The organism is Methylotuvimicrobium buryatense 5G (assembly GCF_000341735.1).
GTDB classification, from domain to species: Bacteria; Pseudomonadota; Gammaproteobacteria; order Methylococcales; family Methylomonadaceae; genus Methylotuvimicrobium; species Methylotuvimicrobium buryatense.
The window spans coordinates 2570811-2595119 of sequence record NZ_KB455575.1 but is presented as its reverse complement, the minus strand read 5'-3'; the positions used below and the strand labels follow the sequence as shown (position 1 = coordinate 2595119).

The window sequence follows — 24309 nt, the reverse complement described above, 5'->3', positions numbered from 1 at the left end:
TCTTATTCTTCGCCCAATTGTGTCAACAGTTCAGCTTGATGCTCGTTGATCAACGGCTCGATGACATGCTCGAGTCCGCCTTCCATGATTTCGTCAAGTTTATAAAGCGTCAGATTGATCCGGTGGTCGGTCATGCGGCCTTGCGGGTAGTTGTAGGTGCGAATCCGCTCGGAACGATCGCCGCTGCCGACTTGAAGTTTGCGATTGGCTTGTTGTTCGGCTTGGTGTTTTTCCTGTTCGGCCGATAATATACGCGAATGCAGTAACGACATGGCGCGAGCCCGGTTTTTGTGTTGCGAGCGTTCGTCTTGGCATTCGACGACGATACCGGTCGGGATGTGCGTGATGCGGATTGCCGACTCGGTCTTGTTGATATGCTGCCCGCCCGCGCCCGATGAGCGGTAGGTGTCGATGCGTAGGTCGGCCGGGTTGATGTCGACAGCATCGACTTCCTCGACTTCGGGCATGACTGCAACGGTGCAGGCCGATGTATGGATACGACCTTGAGATTCGGTTTCCGGAACGCGTTGAACCCGGTGCGCGCCCGATTCGAATTTGAGTTGCGAATAAACGTCTTGGCCGGATACGCGCAGGATGATTTCCTTATAGCCGCCGTGTTCGCCTTCGTTTTCATTGATGATCTCGGTTTTCCAGCCTTTTTTCTCGGCATAGCGTTGATACATGCGTGCGAGATCGCCGGAAAATATAGCCGCTTCGTCGCCGCCGGTCCCGGCGCGGATTTCCAGGAAAATGTTCCTGTTATCGTTAGGGTCCTTCGGTAATAATAAAATCTGCAGTTCTTGCTCGATAGCCTTTTGTTGTTTTTCGGCGGCGAGTATTTCCTCGCGAGCCATTTCGCGCAGATCCGGGTCCGGATCTTTGGCCATTTCTTGTGCTCCGGCTAGATTTTCGGCGGTATCGAGATAGCGTTTATAGCAAGTGACAATCGGGTTGATTTGCGCGTATTCTTGGCTCAATGAGCGGAATTTATTCTGATTGGCTTGTACTTCGGGTTCGGCCAATAATGCGGTGATTTCATCGAAACGTTCGCTTAAGTTGGCTAATTTGTGTTCTATGGATGGCTTCATTGTGTATGATTTAATTTGAAAATTTCGCGGGCCGCCGCTATTAAGTCGTGTCTTTCGTTGGCGCCGGCTTCCCGAATTTGCGCGCTGGGCGTATGGATGAGCTTGTTAGTTAATGAGTGAGCGAGTCTTTGCAGCGCTTCCTCGGCGGACAAGCCGTTTCTCATAAGGACTAAGGTTTTTTCAAGAGTTTCGTCACGCGTTTTTTCGGCTTGTATCCGGAAATCCTTGATTGTGCTTAAGGCGCCTTGCGAACGCAGCCAGGAAAGAAAATGTTCGACTTGTGTGTCGATGATTTCTTCCGCTTGCTCGGCGGCTTTGCGCCGGTTATCCATGTTTTGGTCGATCGTGTTTTTGAGATCGTCGACAGTATAGAGATAGACGTCGTTTAGTTGTTCGACTTCCGATTCTATGTCGCGCGGTACCGCCAAGTCGACCATGAACATCGGCTTGTGTTTGCGTTTTTTGATGGCACTTTCAACTCGTCCCTTTCCTAAAATCGGCAATGAGCTTGCTGTAGATGAAACGACGATATCGGCCTCGGCCAAGTGCATCGGTAACTCAGATAGTGCGATGGCATAACCGTTAAAGCGTGTTGCCAAGGCGTGCGCTTTGTCATAGGTTCGATTGGCGATGATGATGCGTCCGATACCGTGTTGGACCAAGTGCCGTGCCGTCAATTCGATGGTTTCGCCCGCGCCGATTAGAATTGCGGTTTGTTCGCTTAATTTGTCGAAGATTTGTTGTGCCAATTGCACGGCGGCGAAGGCTACTGAAACTGGGCTCGACCCGATGGCGGTATCGGTTCTGACTTTTTTTGCCGCGGCAAAAGTGTGCTGAAAGAGCTTACCTAAATATTTGCCTAAGGTTCCCGCGTCATTAGCGGCTTGATAGGCGGCTTTCATTTGCCCCAAAATTTGCGGCTCGCCAAGGACCATGGAATCCAAGCCGCATGCGACACGAAACATATGCCGAATTAACTGGCTGTCGTTGTAGGTGTAAAGATAGGGGGTTAAGTCGTTAGGCTTGATTTTACGGGTTTGAGCGATCCAATCGATTAAAATATGTTTATTTTCGTTTGATGACTCGCAATAAAATTCTGTTCGGTTGCAAGTCGATAGAATAGCGGCCTCGGATATATCCCTTAAACGCCAAAGGTCCTTGAGCGATGAATCCAATATTTCGGCAGGGTAAGCTAGCCGTTCTCGGATAGAAACGGGGGCAGTGTTGTAATTTATCCCTACGGCAAGAAGTGTCATCTTTTTAAATTATAGAGTTCGGAGCGAATGTGGTTTTTAGCTTGTTAATTCAGGCTTATTGGGCTATTGAAATTGTTTAAAGTTGCTATCTCGATTATGCATGTGGAAAATTGCCGATTGAACTTAGCGGATTTCAATTTCGTCATAGGTTAGTTTTCCGTGGCGCGCCATTGTTTGCCAAAAATATTTTTTTAGTCAAATTTTTTAATATTTTAATTAAATAATTAAGTTTTATTCAAATGCAGTAAAACAACTATCCGAACTGAAATGTTTTTCTGCTAATCTATTGCAAAACTGTATTGCAAAATATGAAGGATGTGAGTGTGTCGAATTATAAGTTAATTGCCGTAATAGCCCTTGTTTTTCTTAGTGGTTGCGGTTCCTCTCAGGAAAGAGGGCGAGCCATGGATGATCTTGACGAGTATTCACAGAGTTCTCATGGCGAGCAAGGTGTCGAATCTGCGGAGCCTAAAACTGCTATTGAGCCGGACATTATGTATATGTTGCTGGCTGCTGAAATTGCCGGGCAACGAGGGCAATACGATGTTGCCCTGGAGGGGTATCTTGAGGCCGCAAAGCGTGTCAATGATGTTAGGTTGACCGAGCGTGCGGCGAAGATAGCGCTATACATTAAAGATAGCGAACGAGGCGATGAGGCTGTCGAGCTTTGGTTGAAACAGGAGCCTGATAATTTAACAGCAAGAAAGATTGCCTTACTGTCGGCCTTAAGAAAGGAAGTAAAGCCATCGGCTATCGAGCATGCCCTGTTTTTGTTGGACATGGATTCGGAGGGTTTTGAAGATGCGGTTGTCGAGTTAATTAGGGCGTTGGGTCAAAAAGGTAATACAACTTTTGTTTATGATGTATTGGAAGATCTTGCCGAGCAAAGGCCGGAAGAAGCCACTGTTTTTTTTATTCAGGCCATGTTGGCAATGCAGTTAAACAGTAATGTATTGGCGCAACGGAAAATTGACCAAGCCATTGAATTGCGTCCGGATTGGGAAAAGGCTTTGTTATTTAGGGCGCAAATAGCGGCTTTTTCAGGTGATTTGGCTAATGCAAGGATTTATCTAACGGATTTATTGGATCAAAATCAAGATAGCTTGAAGGTCAAGAAATTGTTGGCCCAAGTCTTGGTTAAACTAGGCGAGTATGAAGAAGCCGGCAGGCTTTATCTCGATATCATTGATGATGAGCCTGAGGATTTTGAATCGCGTTTCTCTTTGGCGCTGGTTAATCTACAGATGGAGAGAGATGATAAAGCGGAATCCTTGTTTAAGGGCTTGATTCCATATCCTGAATGGAGTGATCAGGCAAGCTTTTATCTGGGTAGAATTGCGGTTCGAGATGGCAGAAATAGCGATGCTCTGGTTTGGTTCGATAGGGTATCGAGGGGGAGTTTGCGCTTCGATGCCGCGGCTGCGGGGATATCGCTACTGATTAAAGATAAGCAATTTGAAGAGGCCTCCGAACGGATAAGCCGCCTTCGCGCTCGGTCTGCCGATGAAAAGATGCGTGCGCTGTTGTTAGAAGCGGAGTTTTATAACGAACAAAAGCAATATATCAAGTCGTTCGATTTGTTAAGCAAGGCGATCGAAGAAATGCCCGAACAAAAGGAATTGTTATATACCCGGGCTTTAGTTTCAGAGCGTATTGATCGTCTCGACGTGCTGGAACAGGATTTAAGAAAGATACTGGCACAGTATCCCGATGATGTGAGTGCCTTAAATGCCTTGGGTTATACCTTGGCTGATAGAACCGACCGATACGAGGAGGCGCGGGTCTATCTTGAAAAGGCTCTGGAATTGCAGCCGGATGAGGCGGTCATTATCGATAGTTACGGATGGTTGCAATTTAAGTTGGGCAATTATGAAAAGGCTTTAGAATATTTGCAGAAGGCTTATTCTAAGCAGCAGGAGAACGAAATTGCGGCGCATTTGGCGGAAGTCTTATGGGCCTTGGGTCGCAAGGATGAGGCGAAGAAATTATTCGAACAGACGATAAAAAAGTCGCCGGAGGATGAATATCTTTTGGATTTTCAGCGGCGCATTCTTGACGCTGAATGAAAAGTCAATGCAAAAAATACCTCTATGGATGGCTTGTGTTGGTTTTGTCGGTTTTGACAGGATGTTCAGCCTTGCCGGTTAAAGACTTGGCGGTTTATTCGGAGTCGGGGCGGGATGGGTTTTATCAATTGCAGGAATGGAGCTTGGATGGGCGTGTATCGTTAACGGCTCGAAGTGATTCGTGGGCGGCCGCTATAGAATGGCGACGTGCGGATAGCGATGAGATGATTCGTATTTCGGGGCCTTTCGGTCAGGGAGCGGTTAATATTCATATTGCCGATGATTATGTCGATGTCGATCGTGGCGAAGGTGCGGTCAGATATTATGATTGGTCCGATGAGTTTATAACCGAACAATTGGGCTTTTATGTGCCATTGAGATCATTGCGGTACTGGGTGGTAGGATTGACCGATCCGAATGAGTCGTTCGAAAATATCGGCAATGGTTTTATTCAGGATAACTGGACGATCCGATATAGGAAGATGCAAAAAACCGATCGAGGGGTGTTGCCCTACAAAATTGATGTTTCCAATCCGGAAGTGAAATTAAAGCTAATAATAGATCAATGGAATACGCATGAGTGAGGTGAATAAAAGATGGCCCGCGCCGGCAAAATTAAATTTAATGCTAAGAATTGTAGGGCAAAGAGAAGATGGTTATCATTTGCTACAAACGGTATTTCAGTTCATTGATTTATGTGATTGGCTGGTATTTCGGCCTATAAGTGATTCGGTGATTTCGTTGCGGAATCCCCTTCCCGGGGTTCCGGAAGACCAGGATTTAACCTATCGGGCCGCTCGTTTGTTAAAAGATGAAACCGGTTATAAGGGGGGGGTGGTCATTGAGATTGAAAAGCACCTGCCTATGGGCGGCGGCTTAGGCGGGGGGAGTTCCGATGCGGCTACGACTTTGGTCGCGCTTAACGATTTGTGGCGGTTACGTCTTTCCCGTGAACGGCTTATGCAATTAGGTTTGCGATTAGGTGCGGATGTGCCGATTTTTGTTTTTGGGCATAGCGCCTGGGCGGAAGGCGTAGGTGAGGTGCTTCAGGAAATTGAAGTGCCGGAAAAATGGGTCGTGGTGCTGAAGCCGGATTGTCATGTCGATACAAAAGAAATTTTTTCATCAAAAGATTTGACAAGGGACAGTAAATCAATCAAAATAGCCGACTTTATTGCAGGGCAACACCAAAACGATTGTTTAGATGTTGTGCGCAAGTTTTACCCGTCTGTTGATGGGGCTTTGCGGGAGTTGTCCGATTTCTCCGAAGCAAGATTGACAGGTACAGGAGCATGCGTTTTTGCTCAGTTTGATACAGAGTTGGCAGCTAAAAAAGCGTATTTGTCACTGAGTAGAAAGTGGCAATCCTATCTGTGTAAAGGAATGAACAGATCTCCGTTGTACTCAAGTCTGAATGATGCTTAAGACTGGTAAGTATATCTAAGTATTTGGGCCGTCGCCAAGCGGTAAGGCACGGGGTTTTGATCCCCGCATACCCAGGTTCGAATCCTGGCGGCCCAGCCATTACCTAAACAGCAAATTAATTCAATCTGGGAGTGCCTGAATGAGTGACGCCTCTTTAATGGTGTTTTCCGGTAATGCGAATCTGCCATTGTCGGAAGGTATTGTTAAAAAGCTTAGTATGCGGCTCGGTATGGCCACAGTGGGAAGATTTAGTGACGGTGAGGTTGCGGTTGAGGTTGAGGAGAATATAAGGGGCAAGGATGTCTTTGTCATTCAACCGACTTGTTCGCCGACAAATGAGAATTTAATGGAGTTGTTGGTGATGATCGACGCGTTCCGTCGGGCATCGGCATCTCGAATAACGGCAGTTATGCCGTATTATGGTTATGCAAGACAGGATAGGCGGTCGCGTTCGGCAAGGGTTCCGATCAGTGCTAAGTTAGTCGCCAAAATGATAGGTGAGGCGGGTGCGGACCGGGTATTGACCGTTGACCTTCATGCAGATCAGATTCAGGGTTTTTTCGATATTCCTGTCGATAACGTGTATGCGTCGCCAATTTTACTGGGTGATGTATGGCGGCAAAAATATAAGAATTTAATAGTTGTCTCGCCTGATGTGGGCGGGGTCGTAAGAGCGAGAGCTCTGGCAAAACGGCTTGATGATGCCGACTTGGCTATAATAGATAAAAGGCGTCCGAAAGCCAATGTCTCCGAGATAATGCATATCATCGGCGATGTTGAGGGTCGTACCTGTGTCATGATCGATGATCTTGTCGATACTGCCGGTACCCTGTGCCATGCGGCGGAAGCATTGAAGGGTCATGGTGCAGTCAAGGTTGTAGCTTACTGTACGCATGCTGTTCTTTCTGGAAGAGCAATTGATAATTTGCGAGATTCAGTTTTGGACGAGTTGGTCGTAACCGATACGATACCGTTGAGCTTAGAAGCAAGTCGCATTGGTAAAATTCGGCAGCTCAGCGTTGCCGAAATGTTGGCGGAAACGATAAGGCGTATCGCTGTCGGTGAGTCGGTTAGTTCGTTGTATGTGGATTGATAAATTAGCGAAGTGTATAGATGCACAGCTTTGGAGAATGTAATGTCAAGTGTATTTGAATTCGTGGCGGAAGCTCGGAAAAAGCCCGGAACTGCTTCGGCTAAGTCGGTTCGTCGGCAAGGAAAAGTGCCTGCGGTAATTTATGGCGGAGAGGCTGATCCTGAAATGTTGGTTCTGGATCATAATGAGGTTGTTAAGCATCTCGCTCACGAGGCTGTATATTCGCATATCTTGGACGTAGTCGTTGCGGGTAAAGCGGAAAAGGCAATCCTCAAGGCTGTTCAAAGGCATCCGGCCAAGGCTAGAGTGCTGCACCTGGATTTCTTGCGCGTAACGGCAAATGAAAAGCTAAAAGCGCAAGTTCCTCTTCATTTTATTAATGAGGATGTCTGTGTTGGAGCTAAATTAGGCGGTGTGGTTATGCATAATTTGGTCGATATAGAGGTTGCGTGTTTGCCGGAGGATCTACCTGAGTATATTGAGGTGGATTTGTCGAGTTTGAATCTTGGCGAAACATTGCATGTTTCTCAGTTAGCTGCGCCGAAGGGTGTTGAGTTTTTGGCTTTGTCGCATGGCGATGACCATGACGCGGATGTTTCGGTGGTGACAGTAGTGCCGCCTAGAGTTGAGAAAGGCGAGACCTCAGCTGAAGCTGAAGAATAAGCGTATAAAAATTGCTTGTGTAAGTTAGTTCGCAGGCAATTAAAAAGTTTGTAATTTGCGTTTTATAAGTTGAATATTGAAAAAAACGCAAAAAAGGGTTGTTCTTGTTGACAAGGTCGTTAGATTTTGTAAGAATGGCCTGCTCCTGGTTTTGGAGGGGTTCCCGAGTGGCCAAAGGGATCAGACTGTAAATCTGCCGGCTCTGCCTTCGGAGGTTCGAATCCTCCCCCCTCCACCATCCTGTTTGAATTTAAAATTGCGGGTGTAGTTCAATGGTAGAACTCCAGCCTTCCAAGCTGGTCACGTGGGTTCGATTCCCATCACCCGCTCCAGATGATCGGTGGTTTCTGCCCATATAGCTCAGTAGGTAGAGCACTTCCTTGGTAAGGAAGAGGTCACCGGTTCAAATCCGGTTATGGGCTCCATATATTTGCAACAATAAAAGCTTTTTCGGGAAAGTAAAATGTCCAAAGAAAAATTCGAACGTAAAAAACCACACGTTAACGTAGGAACCATCGGTCACGTGGATCATGGTAAAACCACATTAACGGCAGCATTGACCAAAGTCATGGCGGATGCGCGTGGCGGCGTCTATAAAGCCTACGATCAAATTGATAACGCCCCCGAAGAGCGCGAGCGCGGTATCACAATCGCAACGGCTCACGTAGAGTACGAATCAGAAGCACGCCACTATGCGCATGTAGACTGTCCGGGTCATGCCGACTACGTCAAAAACATGATTACCGGTGCTGCGCAAATGGACGGAGCGATTTTAGTATGCTCGGCAGCTGACGGCCCAATGCCGCAAACGCGTGAGCATATATTGCTGGCGCGTCAGGTCGGTGTGCCTTATATCGTTGTTTATTTGAACAAAGCCGATATGGTCGATGATGCCGAGTTGGTCGAATTGGTTGAAATGGAAGTCAGAGAATTATTGGACATGTACGAATTTCCGGGTGACGACACCCCGTTGGTCGTCGGATCGGCATTAAAAGCTCTGGAAGGTGATACCAGTGAGATCGGCGTACCGTCGATTATTAAGCTGGTAGAAGCGTTAGACAGCTATATTCCGGAGCCGGAGCGAGCAATCGATCAACCATTCTTGATGCCGATTGAAGACGTGTTCTCGATTTCCGGTCGCGGCACAGTGGTTACTGGTCGTATAGAGCGCGGTATCATCAAAGTCGGTCAAGAAGTAGAGATCGTCGGCATTAGACCGACAACGGTTACCACCTGTACGGGCGTGGAAATGTTCCGTAAATTATTGGATCAAGGTCAAGCGGGCGATAACGTTGGGGTCTTGTTAAGAGGCACCAAAAGAGACGAAGTGGAGCGCGGGCAAGTATTGGCGCACAAAGGCACGATTAAGCCGCATACACATTTCAGAGCGGAAATCTACGTATTGTCGAAAGACGAAGGCGGACGTCATACTCCGTTCTTTAACGGATACCGTCCGCAATTTTACTTCAGAACCACGGATGTGACCGGAGCGGTCGATCTTCCGGAAGGCGTAGAAATGGTGATGCCGGGCGATAACGTCAATGTCGAAGTAAAATTGATTGCTCCGATTGCGATGGAAGAAGGTTTGCGTTTTGCGGTTCGTGAAGGTGGTCGTACCGTTGGCGCGGGCGTTGTTGCTTCGATTATTGAATAACGAAAGCGCTTATAACATTTTAATATTTTCTGAATTAGGTCAGTAGCTCAATTGGCAGAGCAGCGGTCTCCAAAACCGCAGGTTGGGGGTTCGATTCCCTCCTGGCCTGCCATCAGAAAAATACAATAACTATAAATCGTAATAACAATCATGAGTACACAAGTTGAACCCTCAGCATCGGTAGGTGATGTTGTTAAGCAAGTTTTCTCAATTGTTTTTGTTATTGCAGGTCTTGCGGGTTTTTACTACTTTTCCGAATATGCCTTATTATATAGGGTTCTCTCGCTAGTCGTTATCGTGCTAATTGCGATGGGGCTAATGTTAACGACTCGGATAGGTCAAGGATTTTGGAATTTTGCACTGGAATCGAAGCAAGAAGTAAGAAAAGTCGTTTGGCCAACGCGCCAAGAAACAATGCGAACGACTTTAATGGTCTTTGCAATGGTTCTAATCGTTGGCGTAATACTTTGGTTGCTTGATATGTTTTTGTTCTGGGGTGTGCGTTTATTGACCGGTCAAGGAGGATAATAAATGGCACTACGTTGGTATGTCGTTCATGCTTATTCGAACTTTGAAAATAAAGTAAAAGAAGCATTAGAAGAAAGGATAAAACGAGAAGGGCTAGGACAGTATTTCGGTAAAATTCTGGTGCCTACAGAAGAAGTTGTCGAAATGCGAATGGGTCAGCAACGCAAAAGCGAACGTAAGTTTTTTCCCGGCTATGTCCTGGTGCAGATGGAGTTGACCGATGAAACATGGCATATGGTTAGAGATGTTCCTAGAGTGTTAGGATTTATTGGAGGGACTTCCGATAAACCTGCCCCTATATCAGAAAAAGAAGCGATGTCTATCTTAAATAGAGTCGAGGAAGGGGTTAACAAGCCAAGGCCGAAAGTTTTGTTTGAGGTCGGTGAGGTCGTAAGAGTCAATGACGGCCCATTTAAAGATTTCAACGGAACGATAGAGGAAGTTAATTACGAAAAGAGTAAGCTAAGAATTTCGGTTTTGATTTTCGGTAGATCGACACCGGTAGAGCTAGACTTTAATCAAGTTGAAAAATCATAAAAAGCGTCAAATAAATTTTTTAAAATCCTGGATATGACTGTGTCCGGGATTTTTGTTTATTAGGGGAGCTGAAAAGCGTTTGCACCCGTTTTGGAGTAAATAATGGCAAAAAAAATCAATGCATACATAAAGTTGCAAGTAAAAGCAGGCGAAGCGAATCCCAGTCCACCGGTTGGACCTGCATTAGGTCAGCATGGTGTCAACATTATGGAGTTTTGTAAAGCCTTTAATGCAAAAACTCAAGAATTGGAAAAAGGGTTACCTACTCCGGTTGTTATCACTGTTTATAGCGATCGTAGTTTTACCTTTATTACTAAAACTCCGCCTGCTTCGATCCTGTTGAAAAAAGCGGTTGGTGTTAAGAGCGGGAGCAGTACGCCGAATAAAGTGAAAATTGGCACAGTGACGCGCGAGCAGCTTGAAGAAATAGCCAAGACAAAAATGGAAGATTTAAATGCGGCAAGCTTGGATGCCGCAGTTAAAACAATTGCCGGAAGTGCTCGTAGTATGGGCCTGAATGTGGAGGGCGTGTAATGGCAAAGCTGACTAAAAAAGCAAAACTGATAAAGTCAAAAGTAGACAGAAGCAAACAATATTCGGTCAACGAAGCGGTTGGTTTACTGAAAGAGCTTGGTAACAGCAAGTTTGTCGAGTCGATCGATGTCAGTGTCAACCTAGGCGTCGATCCAAGGAAATCAGATCAAAATGTGCGTGGCGCTACCGTATTGCCAAATGGAACCGGAAAAACAGTAAGAGTCGCGGTTTTTACTCAAGGTGCCAATGCCGATGCGGCGAAAGAAGCAGGTGCCGACATCGTCGGTATGGACGATTTAGCTGATCAGGTTAAAAAAGGTGAAATGAATTTCGACGTGGTGATCGCTTCTCCCGATGCGATGAGAGTGGTTGGCCAGTTGGGACAGATTTTGGGCCCAAGAGGCTTAATGCCAAATCCTAAAGTCGGAACAGTTACGCCGGATGTTGCAACCGCAGTTAAAAACGCAAAATCAGGGCAAGTGCGTTATCGAACAGACAAGTCTGGGATCATACACTGCTCAATTGGTAAGGTAGATTTTGATGCGACAGCCATTCAGCAAAATCTGGAAGCATTATTGGCTGATTTGCGTAAAGCTAAGCCGAGTGCCGCGAAAGGTGTTTATATGAAAAAAATTACACTGTCTTCGACCATGGGTCCAGGGCTTTGGATCGATCAGAGCGGACTTGCCGGTTAAGGGCAAAAACTTTGGGTTGCCGGAAATGCCGGCAACCGTCAAAGACCGCAGGTGTTGTAAAACTTAATTTTCCTGCGTAGACGGAAGCTGGAACCGCAAAGCTGGTGAAAGGGACCGTAAGGGGCATCTACTGAAGATGCGTTTTATTGATTCTGATTAAAAATCAGAAATGTACCGGAGGTAAATTGTGGCACTAAATTTAGATAGCAAGAAAGCTGTCGTCGAAGAGGTTGCCGAATTCGCCGCTAAAGCCCATTCCGCCGTCGCGGCGGAATATCGCGGTTTAACCGTGTCGGAAATGACCGAATTACGGAAAACTGCTAGAGAGACGGGTGTTTATCTGCGGGTTGTGAAAAACTCATTGGCAAAAAGAGCCATAGCCGGAACAGAATTCGAATGCATGCAAGAAGGCTTAGTTGGTCCGTTATTGCTAGCGTTTTCGATGGAAGATCCAGGTTGTGCGGCGAGATTAATCCATGAGTTTGCAAAAAGTCATAACAAGCTTGTCACTAAAATAGTGGCAATCGGTGGGCAGGCATATGATGCTAATGAACTTGAAAGACTGGCAAGACTGCCGACACGCGATCAAGGAATTAGTATGTTGATGTCGGTCATGAAAGCTCCGGTTGGTAAGCTTGCACGGACATTGGCTGCACTTAAAGACCTTAAAGAAGCGGCATAACCTTTTTTTAACCAGTTTTAAATCTATTTTAGAGGAAATACATAATGGCAATTTCACAAGAAGATATCTTGGAAGCGGTCTCTAACATGACGGTTATGGAAATCGTTGATTTAATTTCGGCGATGGAAGAGAAATTCGGCGTATCGGCGGCTGTGATGGCGGCAGCACCGGCGGCAGCCGCTGCAGCGGTAGCTGAAGAACAAACCGAATTCGATGTTATTCTGACTGCAGCCGGCGCTAATAAAGTGGCCGCTATTAAAGCAGTTCGCGGAATCACGGGTCTGGGCTTGAAAGAAGCGAAAGACGCTGTTGAAGGTGCGCCGACTACGTTGAAAGAAGGCGTTAGTAAAGCCGAAGCCGAAGCTGTCAAAAAGGATCTTGAAGAAGCGGGTGCTTCAGTCGAAATTAAGTAACAATTTTGACACGATTTTTAAGGCATTAAGCCTCTTAGTATGGCTGGTGACATTTTGTCATCGGCCTTTTGCCGCTTATTAATAGGCGGCAAAAAATAATTCCTGATGAAATAGGTATGGAAGCAATATGGCCTACTCTTTTACCGAAAAAAAACGCATTCGTAACAACTTTGGCAAAGGTACAGAAGTACTTGATGTGCCATATCTCTTAGCGACGCAGATCAATTCCTACGCAAGTTTCCTGCAATCCGGTATGTCGCCGGAAAAAAGGTTGAACGTAGGCTTGCATGCTGCTTTTTCCAGTGTTTTTCCAATAGAAAGTCATTCCGGGTATGCGGTTCTGGAATATGTAAAATACCGGTTAGGAGAGCCGACATTCGATGTCAGGGAGTGTCAGCAAAGAGGTGCAACTTTTGCAGCGCCACTGCGAGTGTTGGTGCGCTTAGTTATTTACGATAAGGACGCACCTGGAAGTACGAAAGTTGTTAAGGATATCCGGGAGCAGGAAGTCTACATGGGTGAGTTACCGTTAATGACCGATAACGGTACTTTCGTCATCAACGGAACCGAGCGGGTAATCGTTTCTCAGTTGCACCGCTCTCCGGGCGTGTTTTTTGATCACGATAAAGGAAAAACGCATTCATCAGGAAAATTATTATTCAACGCACGAGTTATACCTTATCGCGGTTCTTGGCTTGATTTCGAATTCGATCATAAAGACTGTGTCTATGTCAGAATAGATAGACGTAGAAAGATTCCCGCAACGATCTTGCTAAGAGCGCTGGGTTATAACAACGAAGAAATGATGGATATCTTCTTCGAAACCAATCGCTTTGTCTTGGCTGACGGTAGTTGTTTGTTTGATTTAGTGCCGGAGCGTTTGAGGGGCGAAATTGCCGCATTCGATTTTAAGCATGACGGAAAGGTTCTTATCGAAGAAGGACGACGGATTACGGCAAAACATATACGCCAATTAAAAGATGCTGGGGTCACTCAAATCGAAGTCCCTAAAAGTTATTTACACGGAAAAATATTAAGCCATAATCTGATCGATGAATCGACTGGTGAGCTTATTGCCAATGTCAATGACGAAATAACCGAAGAATTGCTCGATAAAGTTATTGATAGCGGTATACAAGAACTAAATACGATTTATGTTAACGATCTGGATAAAGGGCCGTATATTTCTAATGCGATGCGCTTGGACACGAGTAGCACGCAGCTGGAAGCATTAGTAGAAATTTACCGCATGATGAGGCCGGGTGAGCCGCCGACAAAAGAATCGGCAGAAAATCTATTTCAAAACTTGTTTTTTACCGATGACCGCTACGATTTATCGACGGTTGGGCGCATGAAGTTCAATCGGCGCCTGGGTCGTCAAGAAACAACCGGAGAGGGGACGCTCAGCAAGGAAGACATCATTGATGTATTAAAGGAATTGATCAATATCCGAAACGGAAACGGTAATGTCGATGATATCGATCATTTGGGTAACCGAAGAGTCCGTTCGGTTGGCGAGATGATCGAGAACCAATTCCGAGTTGGCTTGGTCAGGGTAGAACGTGCGGTTAAAGAACGGCTGACATTAGCCGATTCCGAAGGCCTGATGCCGCAGGAAATTATCAACGCGAAACCGGTATCTGCGGCGGTTAAAGAGTTTTTCGGCTCAAGCCAGCTGTCACAGTTCATGGATCAAAATAATCCGCTTTCTCAAGTTACGCACAAGCGCCGGGTATCGGCTTTGGGCCCGGGTGGATTGGCGCGCGAACGTGCCGGCTTCGAGGTGCGTGATGTTCATACCACGCATTACGGACGCGTTTGCCCGATCGAAACTCCGGAGGGGCCGAATATTGGTTTGATCAACTCATTGGCCGTGTATGCACGTACCAATGAATATGGCTTTCTTGAAACACCTTACAGAAAAGTTGTCGACGGTAAATTGACCGATCAAGTTGAGTATCTTTCGGCGATCGAAGAAGGGGAGTTTGTGATTGCTCAGGCTTCCGTGCCGGTGGATGAAAACGGGCGATTAAAGGAAGGCTTGGTATCCTGCCGTTATAAAGATGAATTTACGTTGGCGATGTCCGATACCGTCCAATACATGGACGTATCATCAAAACAAATAGTTTCGGTTGCCGCGTCTATTATCCCGTTCTTAGAGCACGATGACGCGAATCGGGCATTAATGGGTTCCAATATGCAACGTCAAGCGGTTCCGACACTAAGAGCCGAGAAGCCGTTAGTGGGTACGGGTATGGAACGCACGGTGGCAAAGGATTCCGGGGTGGCTGTCGTGGCAACGAGAGGCGGGACTATTGAGGCTGTCGATGCCGCCAGAATTGTGGTCAGAGTAAACGATGCGGAAACCGAAGCAGGTGAGCCGGGTGTCGATATTTATAATCTGACCAAGTACACAAGATCCAACCAAAATACCTGTATTAACCAAAAACCATTGGTTAAGCTTGGCGACATCGTCAATGCCGGGGATATATTAGCTGATGGACCCTCGACCGATATCGGCGAATTGGCTTTAGGTCAAAATATGCTTGTGGCTTTTATGCCTTGGAATGGATACAACTTCGAGGATTCGATTTTAGTTTCCGAGCGTGTTGTTAAAGAAGATCGTTTTACGACCATTCATATTGAAGAAAAAACCTGTGTTGCTCGGGATACTAAATATAATCCGGAAGAGATTACCGCTGACATTCCTAACGTCAGCGAAGAAGCGTTATCGAAATTGGATGAGTCCGGAATCGTTTATGTGGGTGCCGAGGTCAAAGGCGGCGATATTCTGGTCGGGAAAGTGACACCGAAAGGTGAGACGCAATTAACACCAGAGGAAAAACTATTACGTGCAATTTTCGGTGAGAAAGCGGCGGATGTTAAAGACACGTCATTAAGAGTACCGAACGGCGTTGAAGGGACCGTTATCGATGTCCAGGTCTTTACACGAGATGGTGTTAAGAAGGATAAGCGTGCTCTCGAAATCGAAGAAGACCAAATCAAGCGTTATAGAAAAGATCTGGATGATCAGCTGAAAATTGTCGAAAAGGATATTTTTGCGCGAGTCGCTAGAATGATTGTCGGCAAGAAAGCTTTGTCCGGGCCTGATAATTTAGCGTCTGGTACTGTTGTTAATCAAGAATATCTGGACAAATTGAGACCTTCTCAATGGCTGCAAATCAAAATGGAAGATGAAAACATCAATGTCCAATTGGAAGGAGTCGTCGAGCAAATCGAACAGCAGAGAAAGGATTTCGACGTCAAGTTTGATGTGAAACGCAAAAAGATCACCATGGGCGACGATTTGCCTCCTGGTGTTCTTAAAATGGTTAAGGTTTATCTGGCGGTCAAGAGAAGAATTCAGTCTGGCGATAAAATGGCCGGGCGGCATGGAAATAAAGGGGTTATTTCTATGATTAGACCGATCGAAGACATGCCATATACTGCCGATGGAAATCCGGTCGATATCGTATTGAATCCGCTTGGGGTTCCGTCACGCATGAATGTGGGGCAGGTGTTGGAAACCCATTTGGGTTGGGCCTCTAAAGGTTTGGGGATCAAGATAGGTAAAATGCTCGAGGCCCAAGCAAAAATCGTTGAAATTAGAGAGTTTTTAGAAAAAATCTATAATAGCAGCGGTCGCAAAGAGGACTTGAATTCCTTATCCGATAAAGAGATTTTAGAATTAGCACATAATTTGGTCGGTGGTGTGCCGATGGCTACTCCGGTGTTCGATGGCGCTACCGAAGATGAAATTAAAACCATGCTGAGACTGGCTGATTATCCCGAACATGGTCAAACCACACTCTATGATGGATTGACCGGGGAGCCTTTCGAGCGAGAAGTCACAGTTGGCTACATGTATATGCTGAAATTGAACCATCTGGTTGACGATAAGATGCATGCTCGATCAACAGGTCCGTACAGCTTAGTCACTCAGCAACCGCTTGGTGGAAAGGCGCAGTTCGGTGGCCAGCGCTTCGGGGAGATGGAGGTCTGGGCGCTTGAGGCTTATGGAGCGGCTTACACCTTGCAGGAAATGTTGACCGTGAAATCTGATGATGTAACAGGTAGAACCAAAATGTATAAAAATATCGTCGATGGCGACCACAAGATGGAAGCTGGCATGCCGGAATCGTTCAACGTCTTGATCAAAGAAATACGTTCACTCGGTGTCAATATTGAGTTAGAAAGCGATTGAGTTCGATTATTTACCTTAATTTGACTACCCGTTCCGGACACGCGCCGGAAACCATTTAGAGAGGATAAGCTCTTGAAAGATTTAATGAACTTTTTAAAGCGCCAAGGTCGCGCCGATGATTTTGATTCAATTCGCATAGGTTTGGCGTCTCCTGACATGATTCGTTCGTGGTCTTACGGAGAAGTTAAAAAGCCTGAAACAATAAATTATCGAACTTTTAAGCCGGAACGAGATGGATTGTTTTGTGCCAAAATTTTTGGCCCTGTGAGCGATTATGAATGTTTATGCGGAAAATATAAAAGACTGAAACACAGAGGCGTTATCTGTGAGAAATGCGGTGTTGAAGTCACGCTTTCGAAAGTGCGTCGAGAAAGAATGGGACACATTGAATTGGCCAGTCCGGTCGCTCATATTTGGTTTTTAAAGTCCTTGCCATCGAGGATTGCGCTGCTACTAGACATGACGCTTCGTGAAATTGAGCGCGTCTTGTATTTCGAGTCATTCGTTGTGCTTGATCCGGGCGTAACGCCGCTTAATAAAGGGCAGTTGCTGACCGATGACGAGTATCTCGATGCCGTCGAGCAATTTGGCGATGATTTCGTTGCGAAAATGGGTGCCGAAGCCGTTTTTGATTTACTCAAAGCGATCGATCTGAACGGCGAAATCAATCGTTTACGCGAAGAGATCAACGGTACCAATTCAGAAACTAAGATTAAAAAGTTTTCTAAACGCTTAAAAGTAATCGAATCGCTGTTGAGCTCTAAAAATCGTCCTGAATGGATGATTATGCAAGTATTGCCGGTTTTGCCTCCGGAATTGAGACCTTTGGTGCCTTTAGATGGCGGGCGATTTGCCACGTCGGATTTAAACGATCTCTATCGTCGCGTCATTAACAGGAATAACCGGCTCAATCGTTTGTTGGATTTAAACGCGCCGGATATTATCGTTCGAAACGAAAAGCGAATGTTGCAAGAGTCGGTCGATGCTTTGCTCGATAACGGCCGTAGAGGTAGGGCAATCACCGGTACCAATAGAAGGCCGCTTAAATCTCTTGCCGATATGATTAAGGGTAAGCAAGGCCGTTTCAGGCAAAACCTGTTGGGTAAACGTGTCGATTATTCCGGGCGTTCCGTTATCGTAGTCGGGCCGACCCTGCGGTTACACCAGTGCGGGTTGCCTAAAAAAATGGCTTTGGAATTGTTCAAGCCGTTCATCTTTAGCAAATTGCAATTAAGAGGGCTTGCCACAACCATTAAAGCCGCGAAGAAAATGGTTGAGCGAGAAGGTGCCGAGGTTTGGGATATTCTCGAAGAAGTCATTCGCGAGCATCCGGTTTTGTTAAACAGGGCGCCGACCTTGCATCGCTTAGGGATACAAGCGTTCGAGCCAATCTTAATCGAAGGTAAAGCGATACAGTTGCATCCTTTGGTTTGTAGTGCTTTTAATGCCGATTTTGACGGCGACCAAATGGCGGTGCATGTCCCGTTATCGATAGAGGCTCAACTTGAAGCCAGAACGTTGATGATGGCGACCAATAATATTTTGTCTCCGGCAAGCGGTGAGCCGATTATTAACCCGTCTCAGGACGTGGTTTTAGGGCTCTATTTTATAAGTCGAGAGAAAGTCAATGCCAAAGGGAACGGATCGATCTTTGTTTCAACAGACGAAGTACATAAAGCCTTAGCATTTAAAAGTGTCGACTTACAGGCCAAGATTCAATTAAGAATTACTGAAAGAATAAAGACCGATAGAGGCGTTTCCGAACAAAAAACCTATCGCGTCGAAACGACGGTTGGCCGAGCATTGATCTGGGAAATTGTTCCCGAAGGTATGCCGTACGAGATAGTCAATTGCGATATGACGAAGAAAAATATATCGCGACTGATCAATTATTGCTACCGGCATTTAGGTATCAAGGAAACAGTCATTTTGGCCGACCAATTGATGTATCTCGGATTTCGTTATGCAACACGTTCCGGTGTTTCATTTGGCATAGAAGATATGGCGATACCGGCAAAAAAAGAAGAAATCATCAATACGGCTAATTCGGAAGTTAACGAGATACAGCGGCAATACTCGTCTGGTTTAGTAACTGACGGTGAGCGATACAACAAAGTAGTTGACATCTGGTCACACGCAAATGATCAAGTTGCGAAAGTCATGATGGATGGATTGGGCGTTGAGGAAATCGAAGATGCCGATGGAAACAAGGTTACTCAGAAATCGTTCAACTCAATTTTCATGATGGCCGAATCAGGTGCTCGGGGTTCCGCTGCACAGATTAGACAGTTGGCCGGTATGCGCGGCTTGATGGCCAAGCCGGACGGTTCGATTATCGAAACGCCGATTACCGCTAATTTCAGGGAAGGTCTAGACGTATTACAGTACTTTATTTCGACTCACGGCGCACGGAAAGGGCTTGCCGATACAGCTTTGAAAACAGCCAACTCGGGTTATTTGACGCGGCGTTTGGTCGATGTCGCTCAGGATTTGGTTATTACGGGCGACGATTGCGGAACGACGCAAGGGGTGTCGATGACGCCGATTATCGAAGGCGGCGATGTTGTCGAGCCATTGGCTGAGCGTGTGTTAGGTCGTGTAGTCATTAACGACGTCATGGATGCTGCAGGCGAAAAAGTGGTCGTTAAAAGTGGAACCTTGCTTGATGAATACTGGGTGTCGGTGCTTGAAGAAAATAGTGTCGATCAAGTCTATGTGCGTTCGGTTATTACTTGTGAAAATCGTCATGGCGTCTGTGCCGCATGTTATGGTCGAGACTTAGCTAGAGGGCATTTAGTCAATAGCGGCGAAGCAGTGGGTGTCATTGCTGCACAATCCATCGGCGAGCCGGGGACGCAGTTGACTATGCGTACTTTCCATATTGGCGGTGCAGCTTCGAGATCGGCAGCGATCAGTAATGTGCAAGTTAAATCGGCCGGAACCGTTAAGTTGAGTAACCTCAAGACCGTTACGAATCGCGAAGGGAATTTGGTTGCGGTTTCTAGATCCGGTGAAATCGGTATCATCGACGAATATGGCCGTGAACGTGAGCGCTATAAAATTCCTTATGGTGCGGTTTTGTCGGTCCAGGATGGCAGTAAAATTAATGGCGGAGAGATTATTGTCAACTGGGATCCGCATACACATCCGGTAATTACCGAAGTTGATGGTGTAGTTAGCCTATTCGACTTTATGGATGGCGTAACGGTTCAAAAACAAGCGGACGAGGTGACAGGGTTAAGTTCCTTGGTGGTGACCGATCCCAAACAAAGGGGCAGTGCCGGTAAAGATTTACGCCCAATGGTTAAGCTAATGGATGCCGCCGGAGAGACGATTTATCTTCCAGGAACAGAGATTCCCGCGCAGTACTTCCTGCCGACCGGAGCAATTGTCAGCATCAAGGATGGGCACGAGGTTAAAGTCGGTGATGTTTTGGCGAGGATTCCTCAAGAATCGAGTAAAACGCGCGATATCACCGGTGGTTTACCTCGCGTTGCCGATTTATTTGAAGCAAGAAAAACCAAGGATCCGGCGATTTTAGCGGAAACAACCGGCACAATATCCTTCGGTAAAGAGACTAAAGGCAAGCAACGGGTAATTATTACCGATGCAAGCGGAGAGCAATACGAAACATTGGTACCGAAATGGCGGCACATTACTGTGTTCGAAGGTGAGCACGTCGAGAAGGGTGAAACTATTGCTGAAGGCGAATTGACGCCGCACGATATCTTAAGATTGCGTGGCATTGAGGATCTAGCAAATTATTTAGTGAAAGAGATTCAAGACGTTTATCGATTACAAGGTGTAAAAATCAATGATAAACATATTGAAGCAATCATTAGACAGATGCTTCGTAAAGTTGAAATCACCGCGGCCGGCGACACGGAATTTTTGAAAGGAGATCAAGTGGAGAGAGCCTATGTGCGTGAAATCAATGAAAAAATGGAAGCGGAAGGCAAGATACCGGCAAGTTTTGAATCTATTTTATTAGGCATCACTAAAGCGTCGTTAGCAACAGAGTCATTTATTTCGGCCGCTTCTTTCCAGGAAACGACTCGAGTATTGACGGATGCGGCGGTGCGTGGGTTGAGCGACGGTCTTCATGGCTTGAAGGAAAATGTCATCGTTGGGCGTTTGATACCTGCGGGTACTGGATTGGCCTATCATGAGCAAAGAAGAAAACGACGCAACAAAGAAATAGAAGTTTCATCTGATGGTGATAATGTTTCATCAGTAGATGCAGGTGATGTGGAGGAGGCGTTAAAGCAAGCCTTAAACACTGAATAAGTGTGAAAAATTGAAATCGGCTTGACCTGGTTAAAAATTAGCGTTAAGATGCTCTGCTCAAATGAGCTAACGCTATTTGTCAGGATAAGCATTATATGGCCGCTGTGCATAAAAATGTACGGCGGTTATTTTTATTGTCTGGCGGGTAAACTGAATTATCGGAGTAACTAATTTATGGCCACGATCAACCAATTGGTTCGTAAGCCGCGTGCTAAAAAAATAGAAAAAAGCAATGTTCCGGCGTTGGAAGCGTGTCCTCAGCGCCGCGGAGTATGTACTCGAGTCTATACAACGACTCCCAAGAAGCCGAATTCGGCATTAAGAAAGGTCGCGCGGGTACGATTGACTAACGGTGCAGAAGTGAGTAGCTACATAGGTGGTGAAGGTCACAATCTGCAAGAGCATTCCGTTGTGTTGATTCGAGGCGGTAGGGTAAAAGATTTGCCGGGTGTTCGATATCATGTCGTTCGCGGAAGTCTTGATACTTCGGGCGTCAAAAATAGAAAATGCGGTCGTTCGAAGTACGGAACGAAAAGACCTAAAGCCTAAGCGAAGTTTGGTGGATTAAATGTCAAGAAGAAGAGTAGCGGCGAAAAGAGACGTCATTCCGGATCCTAGATTTGGTAGTACTATGCTGACCAAGTTTATGAATATGATAATGACTAGCGGAAAGAAGTCGGTTGCCGAGAAAATTGTGTATGGTGCGCTGGATGTTATTGAAAGCAAAGGTCATGCCGAGCCATTGGAAGTATTGACTCGGGCGCTGGAAAATGTTCAGCCGCGTGTTGAGGTGAAGTCAAGGCGTGTCGGCGGGGCAACTTATCAGGTTCCTGTCGAAGTTAGGCCTTCCCGGCGTGCAGCCTTGGCAATGCGCTGGTTGATTGATGCGGCTCGTAAAAGAAATGAAAAAACCATGCCGTCAAAACTGGCTGGTGAGTTGTTAGATGCTTTCGAAAGCCGCGGTGCAGCCGCCAAGAAACGAGAAGAAACTCATCGTATGGCGGAAGCTAATAAAGCGTTTTCTCATTATCGCTGGTAATTTAAGCTACTAAAGGCGCGCAAAGTGGCACGGAAAACACCGATTAGTCGATATCGAAATATAGGCATCATGGCGCATATTGATGCCGGAAAGACTACGACTACCGAGCGCGTATTGTTCTATACAGGCGTTTCACACAAAATTGGTGAAGTGCATGACGGAGCGGCAACTATGGATTGGATGGCGCAAGAACAAGAACGAGGGATTACTATTACTTCTGCCGCTACGACCTGTTTTTGGAGTGGCATGAGTAAACAGTTTCCGGAGCACCAGATCAATATTATTGATACACCAGGGCATGTTGACTTCACGATCGAGGTAGAGCGATCGCTAAGAGTTCTGGATGGGGCTTGCGCTGTTTTTTGCGCAGTTGGCGGGGTTGAGCCGCAATCGGAAACGGTTTGGAGGCAGGCTAACAAGTACCATGTGCCTAGGTTGGCGTTCATAAATAAAATGGATAGACAGGGCGCTAACTTTTTAAGGGTTGTTAAGCAAATTGAAGATCGTTTAGGAAGCAAACCTATTCCGATGCAGTTGCCGATTGGTGCTGAAGATTCATTTGAAGGTGTTGTAGACCTGATAAAAATGAAAGCCATTTATTGGGACGAAGAGACTAAAGGGATGAATTTCGAGGAGCGAGAAATTCCGGTCGAAATGCTACCGCTTTGTCAAGAATGGCGAGAGCACATGATTGAATCGGCAGCGGAAAGCTCTGATGAATTAATGGAAAAATACCTGGAAGGTATAGAGCCGTCTGAAGAAGAGATAAGAAAAGGTATTCGAACACTCACGTTAGATAATCTTGCAGTGCCGGCATTTTGTGGGTCAGCCTTTAAAAATAAAGGTGTTCAGGCTATGTTGGATGCAGTGATCGAGTATTTGCCTTCGCCTACAGAAGTCAAGGCAATTAAGGGTGTTCTAGAAGATGATGAGACCGAAGAGGAAAGGCCGGCAGACAATGATGCACCTTTCTCTGCGCTGGCTTTTAAAATTGCTACCGATCCGTTTGTTGGGGTTTTAACCTTCATTAGGGTGTATTCGGGCGTTCTTAACTCCGGAGATGCCGTTTATAACTCGGTAAAAAAGAAGAAAGAGCGTATAGGGCGATTAGTGCAAATGCATGCTAATTCCCGTGAGGAAATCAAAGAAGTACATGCTGGCGATATTGCGGCGGCAATAGGATTGAAAGACGTTACTACCGGCGATACTTTATGTGACATGAAATCGATCATTGTGCTTGAGAGAATGGACTTTCCTGAGCCGGTCATTTCAGTAGCGGTAGAGCCTAAAACCAAAGCAGACCAAGAAAAAATGGGTGTTGCTCTTGGGAAACTTGCCCAAGAAGACCCTTCATTTCGTGTTCATACCGATCAAGAGTCGGGGCAAACCATCATTTCAGGGATGGGTGAATTGCATCTAGAGATCATCGTTGACAGGATGAAAAGGGAGTTCAGCGTCGATGCTAACGTAGGTGCGCCTCAAGTTGCTTATAGAGAAACTATTCGCAAACGCGTGGAACAAGAAGGAAAATTTATACGTCAATCCGGCGGGCGTGGTCAATATGGACATGTCTGGTTACGAATCGAGCCGAGAGAGCCCGGTTCCGGTTATGAATTTGTGAATGAAATTGTTGGCGGCGTGGTTCCAAGGGAATATATACCGGCAGTTGACAAAGGAGTGCAGGAGCAATTGGAAAATGGAGTTTTGGCGGGATTTCCAGTGGTGGATGTAAAAGTATCATTGTTCGATGGATCGTACCACGATGTTGATTCGAGCGAGATGGCATTTAAAATCGCGGGGTCAATGTGCTTTAAGGAAGGTGCAAAAAAAGCCGATCCGGTCCTTCTGGAGCCAATAATGAAAGTAGAAGTCGTGACTCCGGAAGATTACATGGGTGATGTTGTGGGTGATATAAACAGGCGCCGTGGAATCATTCAGGGTATGGACGACACTCCTGCAGGTAAAACTATCAGTTGTGAAGTTCCGTTGGCGGAGATGTTCGGTTATGCGACTGATTTGCGATCTGCAACACAGGGGCGAGCAACATACAGTATGCAATTTGAAAAATACGCTGAAGCACCTGCAAATATTGCAGAAGCAATCATAAAAAAAGTTTCATAAATTGAATAGAAAATAAAGGTATTG

Annotated in this window: 19 protein-coding genes and 5 tRNA genes; 22 read left to right on the top strand and 2 right to left on the bottom strand. The window is 46.1% G+C overall.

All coding sequences use genetic code 11. The features are described 5' to 3' along the window. Positions 1-2 precede the first annotated feature (2 nt). Both prfA and hemA read right to left on the bottom strand, forming a co-directional pair. Positions 3-1088, bottom strand: a complete 1086-nt coding sequence (gene prfA, locus METBU_RS0111585; protein WP_017840778.1) for a peptide chain release factor 1 — start codon at positions 1086-1088, stop codon at positions 3-5. Beyond that, positions 1085-2344: a glutamyl-tRNA reductase gene (gene hemA, locus METBU_RS0111580; RefSeq protein ID WP_026130173.1), complete on the bottom strand. Its 1260-nt coding sequence runs from the start codon at positions 2342-2344 to the stop codon at positions 1085-1087. Before hemA ends, prfA begins: the two co-directional genes overlap by 4 nt. A gap of 404 nt (positions 2345-2748) precedes the next feature. On the opposite strand from hemA, the gene METBU_RS0111575 reads away from it, so the two are divergent. The 22 genes from METBU_RS0111575 to fusA all read left to right on the top strand — a co-directional run bounded on the left by METBU_RS0111575 (position 2749) and on the right by fusA (position 24285). Next, on the top strand, positions 2749-4410 hold the full coding sequence (locus METBU_RS0111575) for a tetratricopeptide repeat protein (RefSeq protein ID WP_017840776.1): 1662 nt from the start codon (positions 2749-2751) through the stop codon (positions 4408-4410). Continuing rightward, complete coding sequence (gene lolB, locus METBU_RS0111570; RefSeq protein ID WP_017840775.1) at positions 4407-4994, top strand: lipoprotein insertase outer membrane protein LolB; 588 nt, start codon at positions 4407-4409, stop codon at positions 4992-4994. Before METBU_RS0111575 ends, lolB begins: the two co-directional genes overlap by 4 nt. After that, a complete protein-coding gene (gene ispE, locus METBU_RS0111565) occupies positions 4987-5835 on the top strand; it encodes a 4-(cytidine 5'-diphospho)-2-C-methyl-D-erythritol kinase (RefSeq protein ID WP_017840774.1) in 849 nt (282 codons plus the stop codon). Before lolB ends, ispE begins: the two co-directional genes overlap by 8 nt. Before the next feature lie 24 nt (positions 5836-5859). Then, a tRNA-Gln gene (locus METBU_RS0111560) sits at positions 5860-5934 on the top strand. A 40-nt stretch (positions 5935-5974) separates the two neighbouring features. Further along, entirely contained in the window at positions 5975-6928 is a 954-nt protein-coding gene (locus METBU_RS0111555) for a ribose-phosphate diphosphokinase (RefSeq protein WP_017840773.1), read from the top strand. A 42-nt stretch (positions 6929-6970) separates the two neighbouring features. Beyond that, positions 6971-7591 (top strand): 50S ribosomal protein L25/general stress protein Ctc, encoded by a 621-nt coding sequence (locus METBU_RS0111550; protein WP_017840772.1) that lies wholly within the window; start codon positions 6971-6973, stop codon positions 7589-7591. Positions 7592-7744: 153 nt separating this feature from the next. After that, positions 7745-7829 (top strand) — tRNA-Tyr (locus METBU_RS0111545). A gap of 20 nt (positions 7830-7849) precedes the next feature. Beyond that, positions 7850-7923: transfer RNA gene (locus METBU_RS0111540), tRNA-Gly, on the top strand. A 17-nt stretch (positions 7924-7940) separates the two neighbouring features. After that, positions 7941-8016: transfer RNA gene (locus tag METBU_RS0111535), tRNA-Thr, on the top strand. Between the two features lie 38 nt (positions 8017-8054). Next, a complete protein-coding gene (gene tuf / locus METBU_RS0111530) occupies positions 8055-9245 on the top strand; it encodes an elongation factor Tu (RefSeq protein WP_017840760.1) in 1191 nt (396 codons plus the stop codon). A 36-nt stretch (positions 9246-9281) separates the two neighbouring features. Beyond that, positions 9282-9357: transfer RNA gene (locus METBU_RS0111525), tRNA-Trp, on the top strand. 38 nt (positions 9358-9395) lie between these two features. Beyond that, positions 9396-9773 (top strand): preprotein translocase subunit SecE, encoded by a 378-nt coding sequence (secE, locus tag METBU_RS0111520; protein WP_017840771.1) that lies wholly within the window; start codon positions 9396-9398, stop codon positions 9771-9773. A gap of 3 nt (positions 9774-9776) precedes the next feature. Further along, positions 9777-10310, top strand: a complete 534-nt coding sequence (nusG, locus tag METBU_RS0111515; protein ID WP_017840770.1) for a transcription termination/antitermination protein NusG — start codon at positions 9777-9779, stop codon at positions 10308-10310. Positions 10311-10412: 102 nt separating this feature from the next. Further along, positions 10413-10844 (top strand): 50S ribosomal protein L11, encoded by a 432-nt coding sequence (gene rplK, locus METBU_RS0111510; protein ID WP_017840769.1) that lies wholly within the window; start codon positions 10413-10415, stop codon positions 10842-10844. Beyond that, complete coding sequence (gene rplA, locus METBU_RS0111505; RefSeq protein WP_017840768.1) at positions 10844-11539, top strand: 50S ribosomal protein L1; 696 nt, start codon at positions 10844-10846, stop codon at positions 11537-11539. Before rplK ends, rplA begins: the two co-directional genes overlap by 1 nt. Positions 11540-11726: 187 nt before the next feature. Further along, positions 11727-12221, top strand: coding sequence for a 50S ribosomal protein L10 (gene rplJ / locus METBU_RS0111500; protein WP_017840767.1), 495 nt, complete (start codon positions 11727-11729; stop codon positions 12219-12221). Between the two features lie 44 nt (positions 12222-12265). After that, on the top strand, positions 12266-12634 hold the full coding sequence (gene rplL, locus METBU_RS0111495; RefSeq protein ID WP_017840766.1) for a 50S ribosomal protein L7/L12: 369 nt from the start codon (positions 12266-12268) through the stop codon (positions 12632-12634). Positions 12635-12761: 127 nt separating this feature from the next. Continuing rightward, positions 12762-16838 (top strand): DNA-directed RNA polymerase subunit beta, encoded by a 4077-nt coding sequence (gene rpoB, locus METBU_RS0111490; RefSeq protein ID WP_017840765.1) that lies wholly within the window; start codon positions 12762-12764, stop codon positions 16836-16838. 84 nt (positions 16839-16922) lie between these two features. After that, positions 16923-21125, top strand: a complete 4203-nt coding sequence (rpoC, locus tag METBU_RS0111485; RefSeq protein ID WP_017840764.1) for a DNA-directed RNA polymerase subunit beta' — start codon at positions 16923-16925, stop codon at positions 21123-21125. Positions 21126-21299: 174 nt separating this feature from the next. Further along, entirely contained in the window at positions 21300-21674 is a 375-nt protein-coding gene (gene rpsL, locus METBU_RS0111480; protein ID WP_017840763.1) for a 30S ribosomal protein S12, read from the top strand. Positions 21675-21693: 19 nt separating this feature from the next. Next, complete coding sequence (gene rpsG / locus METBU_RS0111475) at positions 21694-22164, top strand: 30S ribosomal protein S7 (protein ID WP_017840762.1); 471 nt, start codon at positions 21694-21696, stop codon at positions 22162-22164. A gap of 24 nt (positions 22165-22188) precedes the next feature. Continuing rightward, positions 22189-24285 carry an elongation factor G gene (gene fusA / locus METBU_RS0111470; RefSeq protein ID WP_026130171.1) on the top strand — a complete coding sequence of 699 codons (2097 nt, stop codon included), beginning with the start codon at positions 22189-22191 and terminating at the stop codon, positions 24283-24285. Positions 24286-24309 lie beyond the last annotated feature (24 nt).